14 protein-coding genes and 2 tRNA genes are annotated in these 15,051 nt (G+C 47.4%); all 16 read left to right on the plus strand.

Annotation, left to right across the window (positions count from 1 at the left end; genetic code table 11):
- Window positions 1-275 (plus strand): IS66 family transposase (locus DXA93_RS08905; protein WP_147399539.1); only part of this gene is annotated, 275 nt, incomplete at its 5' end.
- A gap of 47 nt (window positions 276-322) precedes the next feature.
- Window positions 323-1,156: a TIGR02452 family protein gene (locus tag DXA93_RS08910; RefSeq protein ID WP_118594509.1), complete on the plus strand. Its 834-nt coding sequence runs from the start codon at window positions 323-325 to the stop codon at window positions 1,154-1,156.
- Between the two features lie 196 nt (window positions 1,157-1,352).
- On the plus strand, window positions 1,353-2,381 hold the full coding sequence (locus DXA93_RS08915; RefSeq protein ID WP_118601544.1) for an RNA ligase family protein: 1,029 nt from the start codon (window positions 1,353-1,355) through the stop codon (window positions 2,379-2,381).
- 151 nt (window positions 2,382-2,532) lie between these two features.
- Window positions 2,533-2,832 carry a hypothetical protein gene (locus DXA93_RS08920; protein WP_119188929.1) on the plus strand — a complete coding sequence of 100 codons (300 nt, stop codon included), beginning with the start codon at window positions 2,533-2,535 and terminating at the stop codon, window positions 2,830-2,832.
- Between the two features lie 21 nt (window positions 2,833-2,853).
- Complete coding sequence (locus tag DXA93_RS08925; protein WP_118594506.1) at window positions 2,854-3,804, plus strand: RNA ligase family protein; 951 nt, start codon at window positions 2,854-2,856, stop codon at window positions 3,802-3,804.
- 312 nt (window positions 3,805-4,116) lie between these two features.
- On the plus strand, window positions 4,117-4,944 hold the full coding sequence (locus DXA93_RS08930) for a helix-turn-helix transcriptional regulator (protein ID WP_118601545.1): 828 nt from the start codon (window positions 4,117-4,119) through the stop codon (window positions 4,942-4,944).
- A gap of 241 nt (window positions 4,945-5,185) precedes the next feature.
- Window positions 5,186-5,437 carry a helix-turn-helix domain-containing protein gene (locus DXA93_RS08935; RefSeq protein ID WP_158578725.1) on the plus strand — a complete coding sequence of 84 codons (252 nt, stop codon included), beginning with the start codon at window positions 5,186-5,188 and terminating at the stop codon, window positions 5,435-5,437.
- A 202-nt stretch (window positions 5,438-5,639) separates the two neighbouring features.
- A tRNA-Val gene (locus DXA93_RS08940) sits at window positions 5,640-5,712 on the plus strand.
- A gap of 21 nt (window positions 5,713-5,733) precedes the next feature.
- Window positions 5,734-5,807 (plus strand) — tRNA-Met (locus tag DXA93_RS08945).
- A 138-nt stretch (window positions 5,808-5,945) separates the two neighbouring features.
- The gene (locus tag DXA93_RS08950; RefSeq protein WP_118594503.1) at window positions 5,946-7,079 is read left to right on the plus strand and encodes an exonuclease SbcCD subunit D; all 1,134 of its coding nucleotides are present in this window, start codon (window positions 5,946-5,948) and stop codon (window positions 7,077-7,079) included.
- Window positions 7,076-10,369 carry an AAA family ATPase gene (locus DXA93_RS08955; protein WP_118601546.1) on the plus strand — a complete coding sequence of 1,098 codons (3,294 nt, stop codon included), beginning with the start codon at window positions 7,076-7,078 and terminating at the stop codon, window positions 10,367-10,369. The genes DXA93_RS08950 and DXA93_RS08955 overlap by 4 nt, the downstream gene beginning before the upstream one ends.
- A 153-nt stretch (window positions 10,370-10,522) precedes the next feature.
- The gene (gene queA / locus DXA93_RS08960) at window positions 10,523-11,548 is read left to right on the plus strand and encodes a tRNA preQ1(34) S-adenosylmethionine ribosyltransferase-isomerase QueA (protein WP_055217725.1); all 1,026 of its coding nucleotides are present in this window, start codon (window positions 10,523-10,525) and stop codon (window positions 11,546-11,548) included.
- Between the two features lie 229 nt (window positions 11,549-11,777).
- A complete protein-coding gene (locus DXA93_RS08965; protein ID WP_055217726.1) occupies window positions 11,778-12,452 on the plus strand; it encodes a phosphatase PAP2 family protein in 675 nt (224 codons plus the stop codon).
- Complete coding sequence (locus tag DXA93_RS08970; protein WP_119208104.1) at window positions 12,442-13,503, plus strand: lysylphosphatidylglycerol synthase transmembrane domain-containing protein; 1,062 nt, start codon at window positions 12,442-12,444, stop codon at window positions 13,501-13,503. The genes DXA93_RS08965 and DXA93_RS08970 overlap by 11 nt, the downstream gene beginning before the upstream one ends.
- Window positions 13,487-14,122 carry a CDP-alcohol phosphatidyltransferase family protein gene (locus DXA93_RS08975; protein WP_022461413.1) on the plus strand — a complete coding sequence of 212 codons (636 nt, stop codon included), beginning with the start codon at window positions 13,487-13,489 and terminating at the stop codon, window positions 14,120-14,122. Before DXA93_RS08970 ends, DXA93_RS08975 begins: the two co-directional genes overlap by 17 nt.
- Window positions 14,119-15,030, plus strand: coding sequence for a phosphatidylserine decarboxylase (locus DXA93_RS08980; protein ID WP_243109187.1), 912 nt, complete (start codon window positions 14,119-14,121; stop codon window positions 15,028-15,030). The genes DXA93_RS08975 and DXA93_RS08980 overlap by 4 nt, the downstream gene beginning before the upstream one ends.
- Window positions 15,031-15,051 lie beyond the last annotated feature (21 nt).

Consider the following 15,051-nt stretch of genomic DNA (forward strand, 5'->3'; position numbering starts at 1 on the left):
ACGGTCATTGCAGTTTGTCCAATAATCTTAGCGAGAATGCAATCAGGCCATTCACTGTCGGCCGGAAGAACTGGCTGTTCAGTGCCAGTCCGAAAGGAGCTGCCTCCAGTGCTATTGTGTATACAATGGTCGAGATGGCAAAAGCGAATGATCTGAATACCTATAAATATCTGCCATATCTCTTATCACAGCGGCCAGACGATAAAATGTCAGATGAACAGTTGGAACAGCTTGCCCCATGGAGCGAGACTGCGAAAACGAACTGTCAAAACTAAAATAGAGTAAAACGCTTGCATCTATCATTTTGGTGCAAGCGTAATTCATGAGTAACGTAGCAATATTTTGCGCTTACGATGGTAAGATGGCTTACATGAGAGAACAGAGGAACAACAGAAAAATCGAGAATGCGGTAAAGGCTGAGCGTCATACGAAGCTGATGCAGGACAAGTACAAGGATCAGATTCAGGCTTCTATTTCGGCAACGAAACTTTATAAAGTAGTCTGGAATTCGAAAGATCCGGACGAGAATGCAGAGCAGAATAAGATGCGTATTTTCGTGGAGGATCTGGACAGCGTTGCTGCAATCCTAAAATATCAGGGATCGAAAACGGCGGTTCTGAATTTCGCTTCTTACCGGAGTCCGGGCGGCGGTTTTATCAGGGGCAGTATCGCGCAGGAAGAATGTCTGTGTCATGAATCGTTTTTGTACAATGTGCTGGAAAGTTTTCAGAGAGAGTTTTATGAATGGAATATGCAGCATAAACAGAAAGGGCTGTATTTGAACCGTGCGCTGTATTCGCCGGAAATTGGATTTTTCCGTAATGGGAAGGAAGCGTTCTGCGATGTGATCACCTGTGCAGCACCGAATAAGGCGGCGGCACAGAAATACGAAAATGTCTCCGACCGGGAAAATACAGAGGCGCTGAAAAGCAGAATCCAGTTTGTGCTGGATATTGCGGAAAAGAACGAGGTAAAGACTCTGATTCTGGGTGCATACGGATGTGGTGTTTTCGGACAGGATGCAAAAGAAGTTGCCGGGATTTTCAAGGAATTTCTGACAACGACGCATACAAGTTTCGATACGGTCGTGTTCGCGGTGCCGGATGGAAAGAATGGGAACTACAGAAGATTTGCGGAAGTATTTAAAGAAAACTGAGCATATATATTTAGGAAAGAAGAAAACCGGGATGTTTTCCTGCAGATGAAGCAGGGTGGCATCCCGGTTTTGCTTAAAAGAGCGCGCAGCAGTTATACTACGGGATGAATGACTGGGCAGATGAAGCATGATAAAATTTTACCTGTGGCGTTTTACAAATGCTATATAAAATTATTTTGAGAGAGGATTTTGAAAAATGGGAAAGCGAAAATTGGCATCTGTGCAGTATGTACATCACATAACTCCAATTGAAGGAGCAGACAGAATAGAGTGTGTGCATGTCCTGGGATGGAAGTGTGTTGCGAATAAGGGACAGTTTCGGGTTGGAGATTGCTGTGTATATATGGAAGCAGATTCGTTTCTTCCGATTTGTGAGCAGTTTGAATTTCTGCGAAGCAGCAGCTATGAGAAGAACGAACTTCTGGGAGAAGGTTTTCGGCTGAGAACTATGAAATTTAGAGGCCAGATTTCTCAGGGCCTGGTTCAGCCTTTATCTATATTGCCGGAAGGAACGTATAAGATTAGTGATGAGGTTACAGAGCTGCTTGGAATCAGAAAGTGGGAAGTAGAGGAAAGAGTCACCAGCAGTGGTACGATTATAGGGGAGTTTCCAGACGGAATTCCAAAAACAGATGAGCTGAGAGTACAGTCTTATCCAGAATTGATCGACGAATTTAAAAAGATAAATGGATATTACATCAGTACAAAGATGGACGGAACCAGTGTTACGATGTATCGGAAAGACGATCATTTTGGTGTATGCGGAAGAAATTTTGAATATGCAGATGACGGAAAATGTGCGATGTGGAAATATGCACATGAAAATGGGATACCCGATAGAATAAAGGAGAATAATCTGTCAGATCTCGCAATTCAGGGTGAATTCTGCGGTGCTGGTATTCAAAAGAACAGATTAAAGCTGAAAAAACCGGAATGGTATGTATTTACCATGATAGATCTGAAACCACACAGAAGACTGTCTCTTGCGAAGATGAAAGAACTGTGCGGAATTCTGAACCTAAAAATGGTTCCGGTGGAAGAAGAAAGAGATTTGTTTGAGTATGATAGTATCGAAGAACTTTTAGAAAGAGCAAAGGGAAAGTATACATCTGGTATGAATAAAGAAGGAATTGTAATACGCCCATTGGAACCAGTGTATTCCAGAATTGTGGAAGGACCGTTATCTATGAAAGTATTAAACAATGATTATTTGCTAAAGGAATAAAAGAACTGTTTGAAGAAACTTGAGCATGTATATTTGTCAATAGAGGAAAACCGGGATGGTATTCTGCTTCATCTGCAGGATACCATCCCGGTTTTGCGTAAAAGAGAACGCGGCAGTTATACTGCGGGACGAATGACTGGGCAGATGAGGTATGATAGAATTTTACATGGTGAAAGAGATGAGAACGGCCAGGTATCTCATCGAGTGGGAGAGATTAATTATGCGCCTGCCATCCCGGTACAAGGAACTCGTTACTGTCTGCCTTTATCAGAAACTGAAGGATGAGATTGCGGATCTGGATGAGAAGATCATGGACAATCTTTTCTTCTTCCGAATCAGTGCATCGGACTGCAACGAGCATGATACGCTCTTCTACCTGAAGAGCCTGGATCTCGACCGCAGAATGGGTTATGAGCTGGGTACGATCTATGAGTGTACCCATGAGAATTAGAAAGGAAAGGGGTATTATTTTATGGAGCAGAAGAAATTTATGGATATCAAGCGAATCGTGCAGGAAAATGAGATGCACAAAAACAAGAACACCTGGGCTTTCGAGCCCGGGGATCACATTGTGATTCAGATTAAAATCGATGGAAGCAATGCCAGCGTACGGTATGACCCGGAAACAGGAAAGCTTGCGGCGTTCTCCAGAAAGCAGCAGATCGTGAGGACAAAGGATGTCGACGCGACATCAAAATTTCTCGACTATGTGGATACACTGGACGCGGAGAAGTTTCAGAAGTATCCCGATTATGTATTTTTTGGGGAATGGATGACGCGTCATCGTGTACCGTATCCGGAGAAATATCTGAATATCTGGATCATGTACGATGTCTACGATCTGAAAGCGGACGGTTATCTGCCGCAGAAGCAGGTAAAGGCGCTGGCGGCTGAGGTAGGAGTTCCGTATATACATGTGCTGTATGACGGACCTTTCGTGGACTGGGATCACTGTCGGAGTTTCATGCGGATTACGAAGTATACGGATGGGGACTGCGAGGAAGGCATTATCGTCAAGAATATGTCGAAACTGAATAATCCGGACTCGAGAGCGCCGTTTGTGCTGAAGATTGTGAATGAAAAATTTTCAGAGATGAAAGCACAGAAAGCACCGATCACATCGGAGCAGGAAGCGGCGAAAAAGATGGCGTTTGCAACTGTTGAGCGGATGGTGACGCGGGAGCGCGTGGAAAAAGAGCTGTATAAAATGCGCGATGAAGGTATTCTGCCAGAGGAGTTTGGAACGGCAGAATGGAAGCTGATTGCCCCGGTGATCGCAAAAAGAATCTATGCGGACTGCGTGAAGGAAGAGGCGGAGGCCGTGGAAGCCTGCGGAAAACTCTTCGGTAAAATGTGCGGTGGGCAGACGATGAATCTTGCAAAGAGTATTCTGAAGAAGATGGATGAAGCACGCGGGAAATAAGGAATTTTTTCTGGCGGAGATCTGATAAAAGAAAAAGCTCAGGGGAACCAGAGTTATGAAAGTAAGGTTAACTCTGGACCTGAGCTTTTTGGGGGGTTGTAGCTTAGGGTAGTAGTTGCTTTGCGTAGGCAGAAGCCACTCAGTTTCCTTTTAGTTACATCTATGATATTACACTTTCCAGAGAAAAAATGCAAGCCCAGGATGAGAAAAAGGATTCAACTGTCGGGGGACAGTTACGGTTCACTGCTGAATGAACAGTAACGAGGATACATTTTTTAGAAATAATTTGGAGAATAACGAGGAGAATTTTAGATGGATGCTTATAATAATGTTGGGATTGATTCCATAGAAACAGCAAAAAATCTGAAAAAACTTAGAATTGAGAATAACCTGAAGTTAAAACAGGTGAGAGACGCGATTGGACTTTCGGCAGAGCAGACGGTATGCAGTTGGGAGAGCAAAACACATCCGAAACTTCCAAGCATTGATAATGCGTTGAATCTGGCACGGCTTTATGGAGTCAGACTTGACCAGTTGTACAAGACACGTCCGGTGAAAACAGGCAGCCCGGAAAAAGTGGATCAGGAAATCCGGGACAGAATAACGATTTCCATGCGGATGGGTGAGTTTGAGGAGTTCTTTGACGATATGCGGATGGAACGGGAAAGCATCTGCGGGCCATTCGTCGCAGCGGAAGCACAGCGTGAGGACGGAACCTGGGAACCGGAGACGATTCCGCTGCCGGATGAGCTGACTTATTTTTCATATGATCTGTTCAAACTGAAACTTTGTAAAAAGAAAGGAAGCAGCAAGGCTCAGTTTTACCCTGGCACAGGATGCTTTGTCATAACACCGGAAGGGCTGGAAGACGAAAAACTTGTACTGCACAACATGATCCATCTCCACGAGTGGGTGCTGAACCAGGTGCCGGGCCATTACAAAGAAATGGTTACCAAAAGTCTCTATCAGGAACTGCGAAAGAGCATCAGCAATCTGGATGAACGTATAGAGGAAAATCTGTCCTTCTTCCGGGAAAGCCAGACGGACTGCGATGAACATGATACGCTCTTTTTACTGAAGAGCCTCGACCTTGACAGAAAAAGAGGGTATGAACTCGGGACGATTTACGGAAGTAAGTGACATTTTTAAAAATTTAACCCGAAAAAATATGTGTCCAGAAAAGAAAACAAAAGTTAGGGAGAACAAAAACACATATAATCTAAATGATAAAAAAGTACCTGAAACAGTATATAAAAAGGGGTAAAAGGAAAAAAGAAGGGGGGCTAACCTGAACGAAAATTTTTTCTGTCCTGACCTTTTATGATTTTAACCCGGAGTGTAAAATATGGGTATAAGAAAAGAAATTAGGGAGGGCAAAGATATGAAAGAATCGGAACAGATCTATGCAAACTTGAACATGAAGAAAACGGGCGAAAATATCCGTAGCCGGCGTGAAAGATTGGGGATGAACCGACCGGACATTCAGAAGAAGATGGGGCTCGCCGGGGTTCAGAGTGTCTGGAACTGGGAGAAAGGAAAAAAGATGCCGAACATTGAAAATCTGTTTGCACTTGCCGAGATCTTACATACGACGGTAGATGATCTGTGTGTGCGGGAGATCGTGGAAGTTTGACATGGATGAGAAGAAGGCTGTCTGCTGAGAAAGCAGGCAGCCTTTTTCCTGAATTGGGCATGTTCGTACCATAATCGACGCTATTGTAGGAATAAAAGAAAAAATTTGAAAAATTTTAAAAATTACCGTTGACAAATTAAAAGAACAGTGCTAAAATCTATAAATGTCAGCGGGACATAAGCGCTGATGAAAAACAGGATATGGGATCTTAGCTCAGCTGGGAGAGCATCTGCCTTACAAGCAGAGGGTCATAGGTTCGAGCCCTATAGGTCCCATATTTATCAAAAATTACATATGGCGAGATAGCTCAGTTGGCTAGAGCACGCGGTTCATACCCGCGGTGTCGAGGGTTCGAATCCCCCTCTCGCTATGGTTGGAGGCTCCTGTGTGAACAGGAGTCTTTTTTTCGTTTTCCTGGCGGATGATTTCTTTTTCTGGTTGGGTATAGTATAATGAGCAGAGAACATAGGAAAAACAGAGTTTTTGCTGCAGAAAGGGGATAGTTTTTGTGAAGTTGTTTCATTTATCGGATCTTCACATTGGAAAACGCGTGCATGAGTTTTCCATGATCGAGGACCAGAAATATATGTTGACACAGATCCTGCAGGCGGTTATGCGGGAAAAACCGGATGGAGTTCTGATTTCCGGAGATGTATATGACCGGACGATTCCAACGGCGGAGGCAGTGCAGGTGTTGGATGCCTTTTTAACCAGCCTTTCGGAGCAGGAAGTTCCGGTTTTTATCATCAGCGGCAATCATGACTCGGCGGAGCGGCTGGCATTTGGGTCGAATCTGATGGGGAAGAGCGGAATCTATTTGTCGAAGGTATATGATGGAAGAATAGAAAAGTTCGCGTTACAGGATGCATATGGAACGGTGTGGATTCATCTTCTTCCGTTTCTGCGCCCGTCAACCGTACGCCATGCCCTGCCGGAACGCGCGGAGGAGATTCAGTCCACGGCAGATGGCGTGAGGGCGGCACTGGAGCAGACCCAAATAGATCCAGGAGAGCGGAATATCCTTTTAGCGCATCAGTTTGTGACAGGCGCGCTGCGGTGCGAGGCAGAGGAACTGCAGGTAGGTGATGTGGATCAGATTCCGGTGGAGCTTTTTGATGCGTTTGATTACGTGGCGCTCGGCCATATCCATAGTCCGCAGAAGGTTGGCCGCGAGACCGTGCGCTACTGTGGTTCACCACTCAAATATTCGTTTTCCGAGGCTGGACAGGAGAAGTCGATTACCATTGTAGAGCTGAAAGAAAAAGGAACCGTCGAACTTCGCACGATTCCATTGAAACCGCTCCACGATCTTCGAAAAATCCGTGGAACGTATCTGGAAGTGACAGCAAAAACGTTCTATGAAAACAGCGACCGTACGGATTATCTGATGGTAACCCTGACGGATGAGGAGGATGTTCCGGACGGCATGGCGAAGCTTCGGACGATTTATCCCAATTTGATGCGTTTGGAATATGACAATAAAAGAACGCGTTCCAATGCGGAGGTAACGGCGGCGGAACGTATCGAGGAAAAATCGGAACTGGAGCTGTTTCAGGAATTTTATGAACTGCAGAATAACCAGAGCATGACGGAACAGCAGAAAGCATTTGTGAAAGCATTGCTTAGGGGGATAAAAAGATGAAGCCAAAGAAATTGATTATCAGTGCATTCGGACCATATGCGGACCGGACAGAACTGGATTTTACAAAACTGGGCAGCGGCGGCCTGTATCTGATTACAGGTGATACCGGTGCAGGAAAAACAACAATTTTTGATGCGATTACCTTTGCGCTCTACGGCGAGGCAAGCGGTGAAATCCGGACGGGGGAGATGTTCCGCAGCAAGTATGCCGCGCCGGAAGTGCGCACTTTTGTGGAGCTTACCTTTGCGCATCAGGGAAAAGATTATATGGTAAAGCGGAATCCGGAGTATGATCGGCCGAAGGAGCGCGGTCAGGGAATGACGAGAGAAAGAGCAAATGCAGAACTGATTTTTCCGGATGGGAGACAGCCGGTGACGAAAAGTACGGAAGTGACAAAAGCTGTAACGGAACTTCTCGGACTGGATCAGAAGCAGTTTCGACAGATTGCCATGATCGCGCAGGGGGATTTCCAGAAACTTCTCCTGGCAGAAACGGCAGATCGAAGTGAAATTTTCCGGAAAATGTTTCATACGGAAATTTATCAGGAGCTGCAGAATCGTCTGCGGGATGCCGCGAAAGAGCGAAGCAATACGTATAGTGAAAAGCGGAGGAGTATTCTCCAGTATCTCGACAATATCGTCTGCCCGGAGGATGCGGTGTTCAAAGAGGAATTTGCGCAGTTGAAAAAGGCAAATTTCGACGGTCAGGTGATGCGGGGGATGGAACTGCTGGCACGTTGCATCGAGATGGATCAGAAAAGACTTTCGGATCTTGAGCAGGAGCGGAAAGCGGTGGAAACAGAGATGGAGCAGAAAACCCAGCTGCTCGGCAAGGTAAAAGAGAGCCAGAAGCGGCGGGAGGAAAAAGCACAGAAGGAAAAGAAACTGGCGGGACTGGTTCCAGAGGAAGCGGAAAAACAGCAGAAAAGCGAACGGGCAGAACGGGAGGCTTCCATCTGCAAAGAACTGGAGGAGCAGATCCGCGCAGAACAGGAAAGCCTGGAACTGCTGAAGAAGATGAAGCAGGAACAGGCAGAGCTTTTGGAAAAGCAGAAAGAACTGCAGACGGCAGCGGAAGAGAAGGACAGACTGAAAGCAGAGCAGGAACAGGCGAAAGCGCAGCTGCTTGAGAAAAGAAAACGGGAAGAAGATCTTTCCGGCGTGGATGCGGTTTTGGCGAGGGTACAGCAGAATGAAACGCGGGCGCAGGAGCAGATTATGGCAATCCGGGGATGCCGCGAAAAAGTTCAGGAGTCCGAGAAGAAGACGGGGCTTCTGGCAGCAGAACTGGAAGGCCTGACACAGCAGGACACCGAGCTGGCATCCCGGATGGAAGCAACGACGGTATTTCTGAAAGAAAGACAGGATGCTGCATTTGCGGAGGAAGAATATCGCCGGGCGCGGACCGAATTTTCGCAGCTACTGCGAAAATGGACGGCAGCGCAGAAGGAATGGAAAGAAAAGCAGGAAGCGTATCGAAAAAGTCTGGAAATCAGAAATGATGTGCGGGAAACGTGTCAGGAACTGGAACAGCTGTTTCTGGATGCGCAGGCGGGAATCCTGGCAGAAAATCTGACAGAGGGAATCCCATGTCCGGTCTGCGGATCCGTGCATCATCCAGTGCTGGCGAGAAAGGCGGAACATGTGCCGGATAAAGAAACACTGGATCAGCAAAAAGAAAAACTGCAGAAGCAGAACGAAGTGACTGCGGCATTAAGCGAAGCGGCAGGAAACTGTAAAAGACAGGCTGAAACGGCAAGGGAAGAGCTGACGCAGCGGATTGCCCGGGGAACCGCTGCTCCGGCAGAAACAGCAGATCAGGAATGCAAAAAAGAGCAGGAACGTCTGACACAGCTTTCGGAAGAGCAGTTTGCACAGGCTGCGGATGAAACAGAAAAGCAGCTTGCGGCAGAAGAAAAGCGTCAGAAAACACGACGGGAAGAATATGCGGCATATGAGAAACGTCAGCAACAGGAACAGAAGCAGCGGGAAAAACTGAAACAGGTGATGGCAGAAAAACAGGCAGAGCTTGGACGGCTGGGCGGAGAAAAGCAGACACTTCTGGATCAGCTGAAACAGAAAATGGAAGACGCACAAAAAGCGATCTGTGAGGAAGTGGACATGGAAGAACAGCCAGCTGCTGTGGCAGCAGCTTACTGTGAAAAGCGTCTGGAAGAGAAAAAGAACAGAATCATTCTCTATAAGGAACGAATGCTGGAAAGACAGAGCGAATGGAAAGCTCTGAAACAGATGATTCCAGCAGAAACTGAGCGGGCAGAGCAGCGGGAAAAAGCAATCCATGCGAAGGAACTGCTGGAGGCGAAAGGAAAAGAGGCGGAAAAAGCGCTGCTGGAAAAGATCGGAGAAAAAAAAGAAAAGCTGGAAGGAAAAGACGAAACACAGCTCCGAACAAATATTTCCGTATGGAGTGCAAAAAAAGAGCAGCTGGAACAGGCGCAGAAGAAAGCAAAAGAAGCATATGAAACAGTGAAAGAACGGCTTACCGAAGTGCGCGCGGCACTAGAGACGATCCGCTCTCTGGAAGAAAATGAGGAGACAGATCGGACACTTCCTTCCGAAACAGAGCTGCAGGAAAAAATAGCGGAGCTGACAGAACAGAAACAGCAGCTGGAACAGAAATACAACGAACAGTATCATGCGGCAAATACAAACCGTAAGACGTACGAAAATGTACAGAATCAGCAGAACCAGATGCAGGCATTGGAGGAAGAATACAAATGGGTGCGGGCGCTTTCGGATACGGCGTGCGGCGGCATGAGTCAGAAATTGAAAATCGAACTGGAAACGTACGTTCAAATGACGTATTTCGACCAGATTCTGCGAAAAGCCAACCTGCGTTTCATGACGATGAGTGATGGTCAGTATGAATTGAAGCGTCAGGAAGCCTCTGGAAAAAATCTGAAGGTCAAAACTGGTCTGGATCTGAATGTCATTGATCATTATAATGGAACGGAGCGCAGCGTGCGTACCCTCTCCGGCGGCGAATCATTTCAGGCCTCCCTCTCTCTGGCCCTTGGCCTTTCCGATGAGATTCAGTCGCACGCAGGCGGAATCCAGCTCGATGCGATGTTTGTGGACGAAGGGTTTGGCTCTCTTGACGAGGAATCCCTGAATCAGGCTGTGAAAGCACTGGAGGGACTGGCCGGTGGAAACTGTATGGTTGGAATTATCTCCCATGTGCCGGAACTGAAAGAGCGAATTGAGAGAAAGATTGTCGTAATGAAAAGCAGAAGCGGCGACCGCGTAGGAAGCATGGCGGTTATTGAATAAGTGAAAATCCAGGAAATGAGTTTTTAAATTTCTTGTCAGAAGGCGGATGCAATGGTATAATAAGGTTCGTTGAGCCCGAAAGAACGGGCGCAGCACAGTATTTTACCTGACATCGGCCTTTTGTGCCGATTTGCAATAGAATGGAGGAAACCAATGAAAACTTCAGATTTTTACTATGATCTGCCAAAAGAACTGATTGCGCAGGATCCGCTCGAAGATCGCAGCGCCTCCCGCCTGATGCATCTGAATAAAGAAACCGGTGAATATGAGCATGGCCATTTCCGTGATATTCTGAAATACTTAAAACCGGGCGACTGCCTTGTGATCAACGATACCAAAGTAATTCCGGCGCGTCTCTACGGTTCGAAAGTCGGCACCGATGCAGCAATCGAAATCCTTCTGTTAAAAAGAAGAGAAAATGATATCTGGGAGACCCTCGTAAAACCGGGCAAAAAATGTAAGGTCGGCACGGTGATCTCCTTCGGCGACGGCATTCTGACCGGAGAGGTTGTAGATATTGTCGATGAGGGAAACCGTCTGATCCAGTTCCATTACGACGGCATTTTCGAGGAGATCCTCGACCAGCTTGGCGAGATGCCGCTGCCGCCGTATATCACACACAAACTGCAGGACAAGAACCGCTACCAGACGGTATACGCGAAACACGAGGGAAGCGCAGCCGCTCCGACCGCAGGACTGCACTTTACAAAAGAGCTTCTGCAGCAGGTACAGGATGCCGGTGTAAAGATCGCCCATGTAACCCTGCATGTCGGCCTTGGCACCTTCCGTCCGGTGAAAGTGGAGGATGTCACCCAGCATCACATGCACTCTGAGTTCTATGTGGTAGAAGAAGATCAGGCAAAACTGATCAACGATACGAAAGCAGCAGGCGGCCGTGTGATCGCAGTCGGAACAACGAGCTGCCGTACTCTGGAGTCGGCAACCGGCGAGGACGGCATTTTAAAAGCCGGAAGCGGCTGGACCGAGATCTTTATCTATCCGGGTTACTGCTTCAAGATGATCGACGGACTGATCACCAATTTCCATCTGCCGGAGTCCACACTGGTGATGCTGGTATCGGCACTGGCTGGAAAAGAGCATATTATGGCAGCTTATGAAGAGGCTGTAAGAGAAAAATACCGCTTTTTCTCCTTCGGCGATGCCATGATGATTGAATAAAAAATTCGTTTATGACAAAAATACGATGCTGAAAGAAAACGACCATATAGGAACACCCGTGAAGCCCTATATGGTCGTTTTTTTTCTCTGCGAATCTTCTAAATCTTTCTTTTTCCCTGCCGAAAAACAGAAGATTTTATTAAGGTTTCTGAAAACGAGCGGAACTGGGTTGTGTCAGGGAATGTTTTTGCGTATACTGATACGTGTTTGAGACAAGGGAGGACGGATTTTGAAGAGAGACGAGAGAAGAAAGTTTCCATACTATGGTATCCTGCCGCTAATTCTGACGCTGACAGCGAATTTTATCGCTTATTTTGGAACGCGGCCGTTTACCAGTTCGTGGAAACATTACAATATAGAAACGGTGCTGGACCAGCAGATCCCGGTGATCCCGTGGACGATCGTGATTTATTTTGGCTGTTATCTGGTCTGGATTGTAAATTATCTGATTGCCGCAAGCAGAGAGAAAGAATTTGTCTGGCGGTTCTTTGCAGCAGATGTTCTGGCGCGGCTTGTCTGTATGGCATTTTATCTGCTGCTGCCGACAACGAACGTAAGGCCGTCGATCCCGGAACAGGGATTCTGGAATCAGATGCTTGCCTTGCTCTACCAGATGGATGCGGCGGACAATTTGTTCCCATCGATTCACTGCCTGAACAGCTGGTTCTGCTATATCGCAGTCCGCAGCAGACGGGAGATTCCGCGCTGGTATCAGCGGTTCTCTTTCTGGGCGGCACTTGCCGTGTTTGTCTCTACGCTGACAACAAAGCAGCATGTGATTGCAGATGTGATTGGCGGAGCGCTTCTGGCAGAAGTGACGTGGCAGATCGCGGGACGCACGCATCTTGGTACATGGTATGGCATGATATTGGAACGAAGGAGGTGGAAACGCCGTGCAGAGTAAGAAAAAAATGATCGTGAATACCGTTTTTCTCGTTGTGATTTTTGCGTTGACGATATACGATGTTTTCCACGGCGAAGACCTTGGCGCAATGATGGAAGCAATGCGGCGGGCAGATGTGCGGTGGCTGTTGCCGGGACTGTTCTGTGTCGTGTTTTTTATCTGGGGAGAATCGATCATCATCTGGTACATGATGCATTCCTTCCAGATTCCGGTGAAGAAGCGGACATGTTTTCTGTTTTCTTCCGTCGGATTCTTTTTCAGCTGTATCACACCGTCCGCAAGCGGCGGCCAGCCGATGCAGCTTTACTATATGAAAAAGGAGAAAATATCTCTTCCGGTATCAACGGTGATTCTGATGATCGTCACGATCACCTACAAAGCGGTGCTGGTCGTGGTGGGACTTGGGCTTGTTCTGTTCGGACAGGGCTTCCTGCACCGGTATCTGACGGAAATCCTTCCGGTTTTCTATCTGGGAATCGGTCTGAATGTCTTCTGTGTCACAGCCATGCTTATTCTGGTTTTTCATCCGGCGCTTGCGCGGACAATTCTGGTTTTGGGACTGAAAATCGTGGAAAAACTGCATTTGATGAAACGAAAAGAAAGCCGCCTGAAAAAACTGGAAGCTTCCATGGAAGTCTACCAGAATACGGCAGCGTATCTTGGCACCCACAAAATGGTGCTGGTCAATGTCCTTGCGATTACCTTTGCACAGAGGTTTGCTTTATTTGCAGCAACATGGTTTGTATACCACGCCTTCCATTTATCAGGCATTTCCTTTATCACCATTGTGCTGCTGCAGGCGGTCATTTCCGTATCGGTTGACATGCTGCCGCTTCCGGGAGGAATGGGAATCAGCGAGACACTGTTCCTGAAAATTTTCCCGCCGGTCTTTGGAAGCACGCTGCTTCTTCCGGCAATGGTGCTTTCCAGAGGGCTCGGCTACTACGGGGAACTGCTGGTGAGTGCAGTCTTTACCATCGTCGCACAGCTTACGATCGGGAATACGAAAAGAGAAAAAAGAGGGGGAACTACATATGATAGGGTTCTATGATTATACCGTAATATTAACATATATCAGCTTTGCATCGTCCATCAGCGGCATTTTTCTTGCAACGCGGGGGCACTTTAACTGGGCGATTTTTTGTCTTGCTTTTTCCGGACTGTGCGATATGTTCGATGGAAAAATTGCGCGGACGAAGAAAAACAGGACCGAAGATGAAAAGCGGTTCGGCATTCAGATCGATTCGCTCTGCGATGTGGTTTGTTTCGGCGTCTTTCCGATCGTGCTCTGCTATGAGCTTGGCATGACACATTTTTACAGCATTCCGATTCTTATTTTCTACGGTCTTGCGGGCGTGATCCGTCTGGGATATTTTAACGTGATGGAAGAGAAGCGTCAGAATGAAACTTCGGAGAACCGGAAATATTACCAGGGACTGCCGATTACCTCGATGTCAGTAGCTTTGCCGCTGCTGTTCGTCTTTGCACCGCTCTGCCGCGGATACTTTCTGATCTGGCTGCATCTGCTGGTGCTGGCGGTCGGCGTTTTGTTTATCACGGATTTCCGCTTCCGCAAGCCGACGAATAAAGAGCTTGCTGTGCTGGTAGCGGTCGTTGGAGTGGCTGTGCTCCGCGGACTTCTGATCTGGAAGGGAGGAAGAACGATTTGAGACTCTGCGCTTATCCTTACCGAAAACAGGGGAAAAATCATCCAAAGCTTGATCTGATCCGCGAGGAAAATGATCTGCAGGACCGTTTTCTGCACATGATGTACAGCCATGCCGCCGGAAGAGCCGCGATGCAGCCGCTGGTTCAGTCATTTGTATCTCGTGCGGCAGGCTGCTTTCTGGACAGCCGCTTATCGGTGCCGCTGGTTGCACTGTTTGTAAAGAAAAATCATATTTCACTGAAGGAATGTACCGCAAAGCAGTTTATCTCGTTCAATGATTTCTTTGTGCGGAAGCTGAAAATGGATGCACGTCCGTTTTCCAATGCGCCGCAGGATTTTATCAGCCCGTGTGATGCGCGGCTTACGGTTTATCCGATTCATGAGAACGGGAAGTTTGAGATCAAGAACACAGAATATACGCTGGAACAGCTTCTGCGCGACAGGAAGCTGGCAAAACGGTATGAGGGCGGAACGTTATTTCTGTTTCGGCTTTCCGTGGACGATTATCACCGGTATCTCTTTGTGGATGACGGCGTCTGTTCGACGGAACGGCGGATTGAGGGTGTGCTCCACACGGTCAATCCGGCGGCGAATGATTTTTGCCCGATCTATAAAGAAAATACGAGAACCTACACGCTGCTGCAGTCCGCAAATTTCGGCACACTGCTGCAGATGGAGGTCGGCGCGATGATGGTCGGAAAGATTGTCAATGAAAATGCCGGAGCGGCGAGACGTGTACAGCGCGGCGAAGAGAAAGGCTATTTTGCCTTCGGTGGTTCGACAGTGATCGTTCTGGCACAGAAGGGAAGCGCAGTGCCGGAAAAACGGATCTGGAATTATTCGCGGCTTGGAATCGAAACGCGGGTACGGCAGGGAGAAACGGTTGGAACGGCCGGAAGAACAGGGTAAAAGCAAAAAAATGGATTGTGA

Source organism: Blautia sp. OF09-25XD (assembly GCF_003482095.1).
In the GTDB taxonomy this organism is placed as follows: Bacteria; Bacillota; Clostridia; order Lachnospirales; family Lachnospiraceae; genus Fusicatenibacter; species Fusicatenibacter saccharivorans.

What these genes read in the sequence shown, in the direction of transcription:
- DXA93_RS08910 (WP_118594509.1), top strand. Translation starts at nt 323, where the DNA reads ATGAGTAACGTAGCAATATTTTGCGCTTACGATGGTAAGATGGCTTAC.
- DXA93_RS08915 (WP_118601544.1), top strand. Translation starts at nt 1,353, where the DNA reads ATGGGAAAGCGAAAATTGGCATCTGTGCAGTATGTACATCACATAACT.
- DXA93_RS08975 (WP_022461413.1), top strand. Translation starts at nt 13,487, where the DNA reads ATGATAGGGTTCTATGATTATACCGTAATATTAACATATATCAGCTTT.
- DXA93_RS08930 (WP_118601545.1), top strand. Translation starts at nt 4,117, where the DNA reads ATGGATGCTTATAATAATGTTGGGATTGATTCCATAGAAACAGCAAAA.
- DXA93_RS08925 (WP_118594506.1), top strand. Translation starts at nt 2,854, where the DNA reads ATGGAGCAGAAGAAATTTATGGATATCAAGCGAATCGTGCAGGAAAAT.
- DXA93_RS08920 (WP_119188929.1), top strand. Translation starts at nt 2,533, where the DNA reads ATGATAGAATTTTACATGGTGAAAGAGATGAGAACGGCCAGGTATCTC.
- queA (WP_055217725.1), top strand. Translation starts at nt 10,523, where the DNA reads ATGAAAACTTCAGATTTTTACTATGATCTGCCAAAAGAACTGATTGCG.
- DXA93_RS08955 (WP_118601546.1), top strand. Translation starts at nt 7,076, where the DNA reads ATGAAGCCAAAGAAATTGATTATCAGTGCATTCGGACCATATGCGGAC.
- DXA93_RS08935 (WP_158578725.1), top strand. Translation starts at nt 5,186, where the DNA reads ATGAAAGAATCGGAACAGATCTATGCAAACTTGAACATGAAGAAAACG.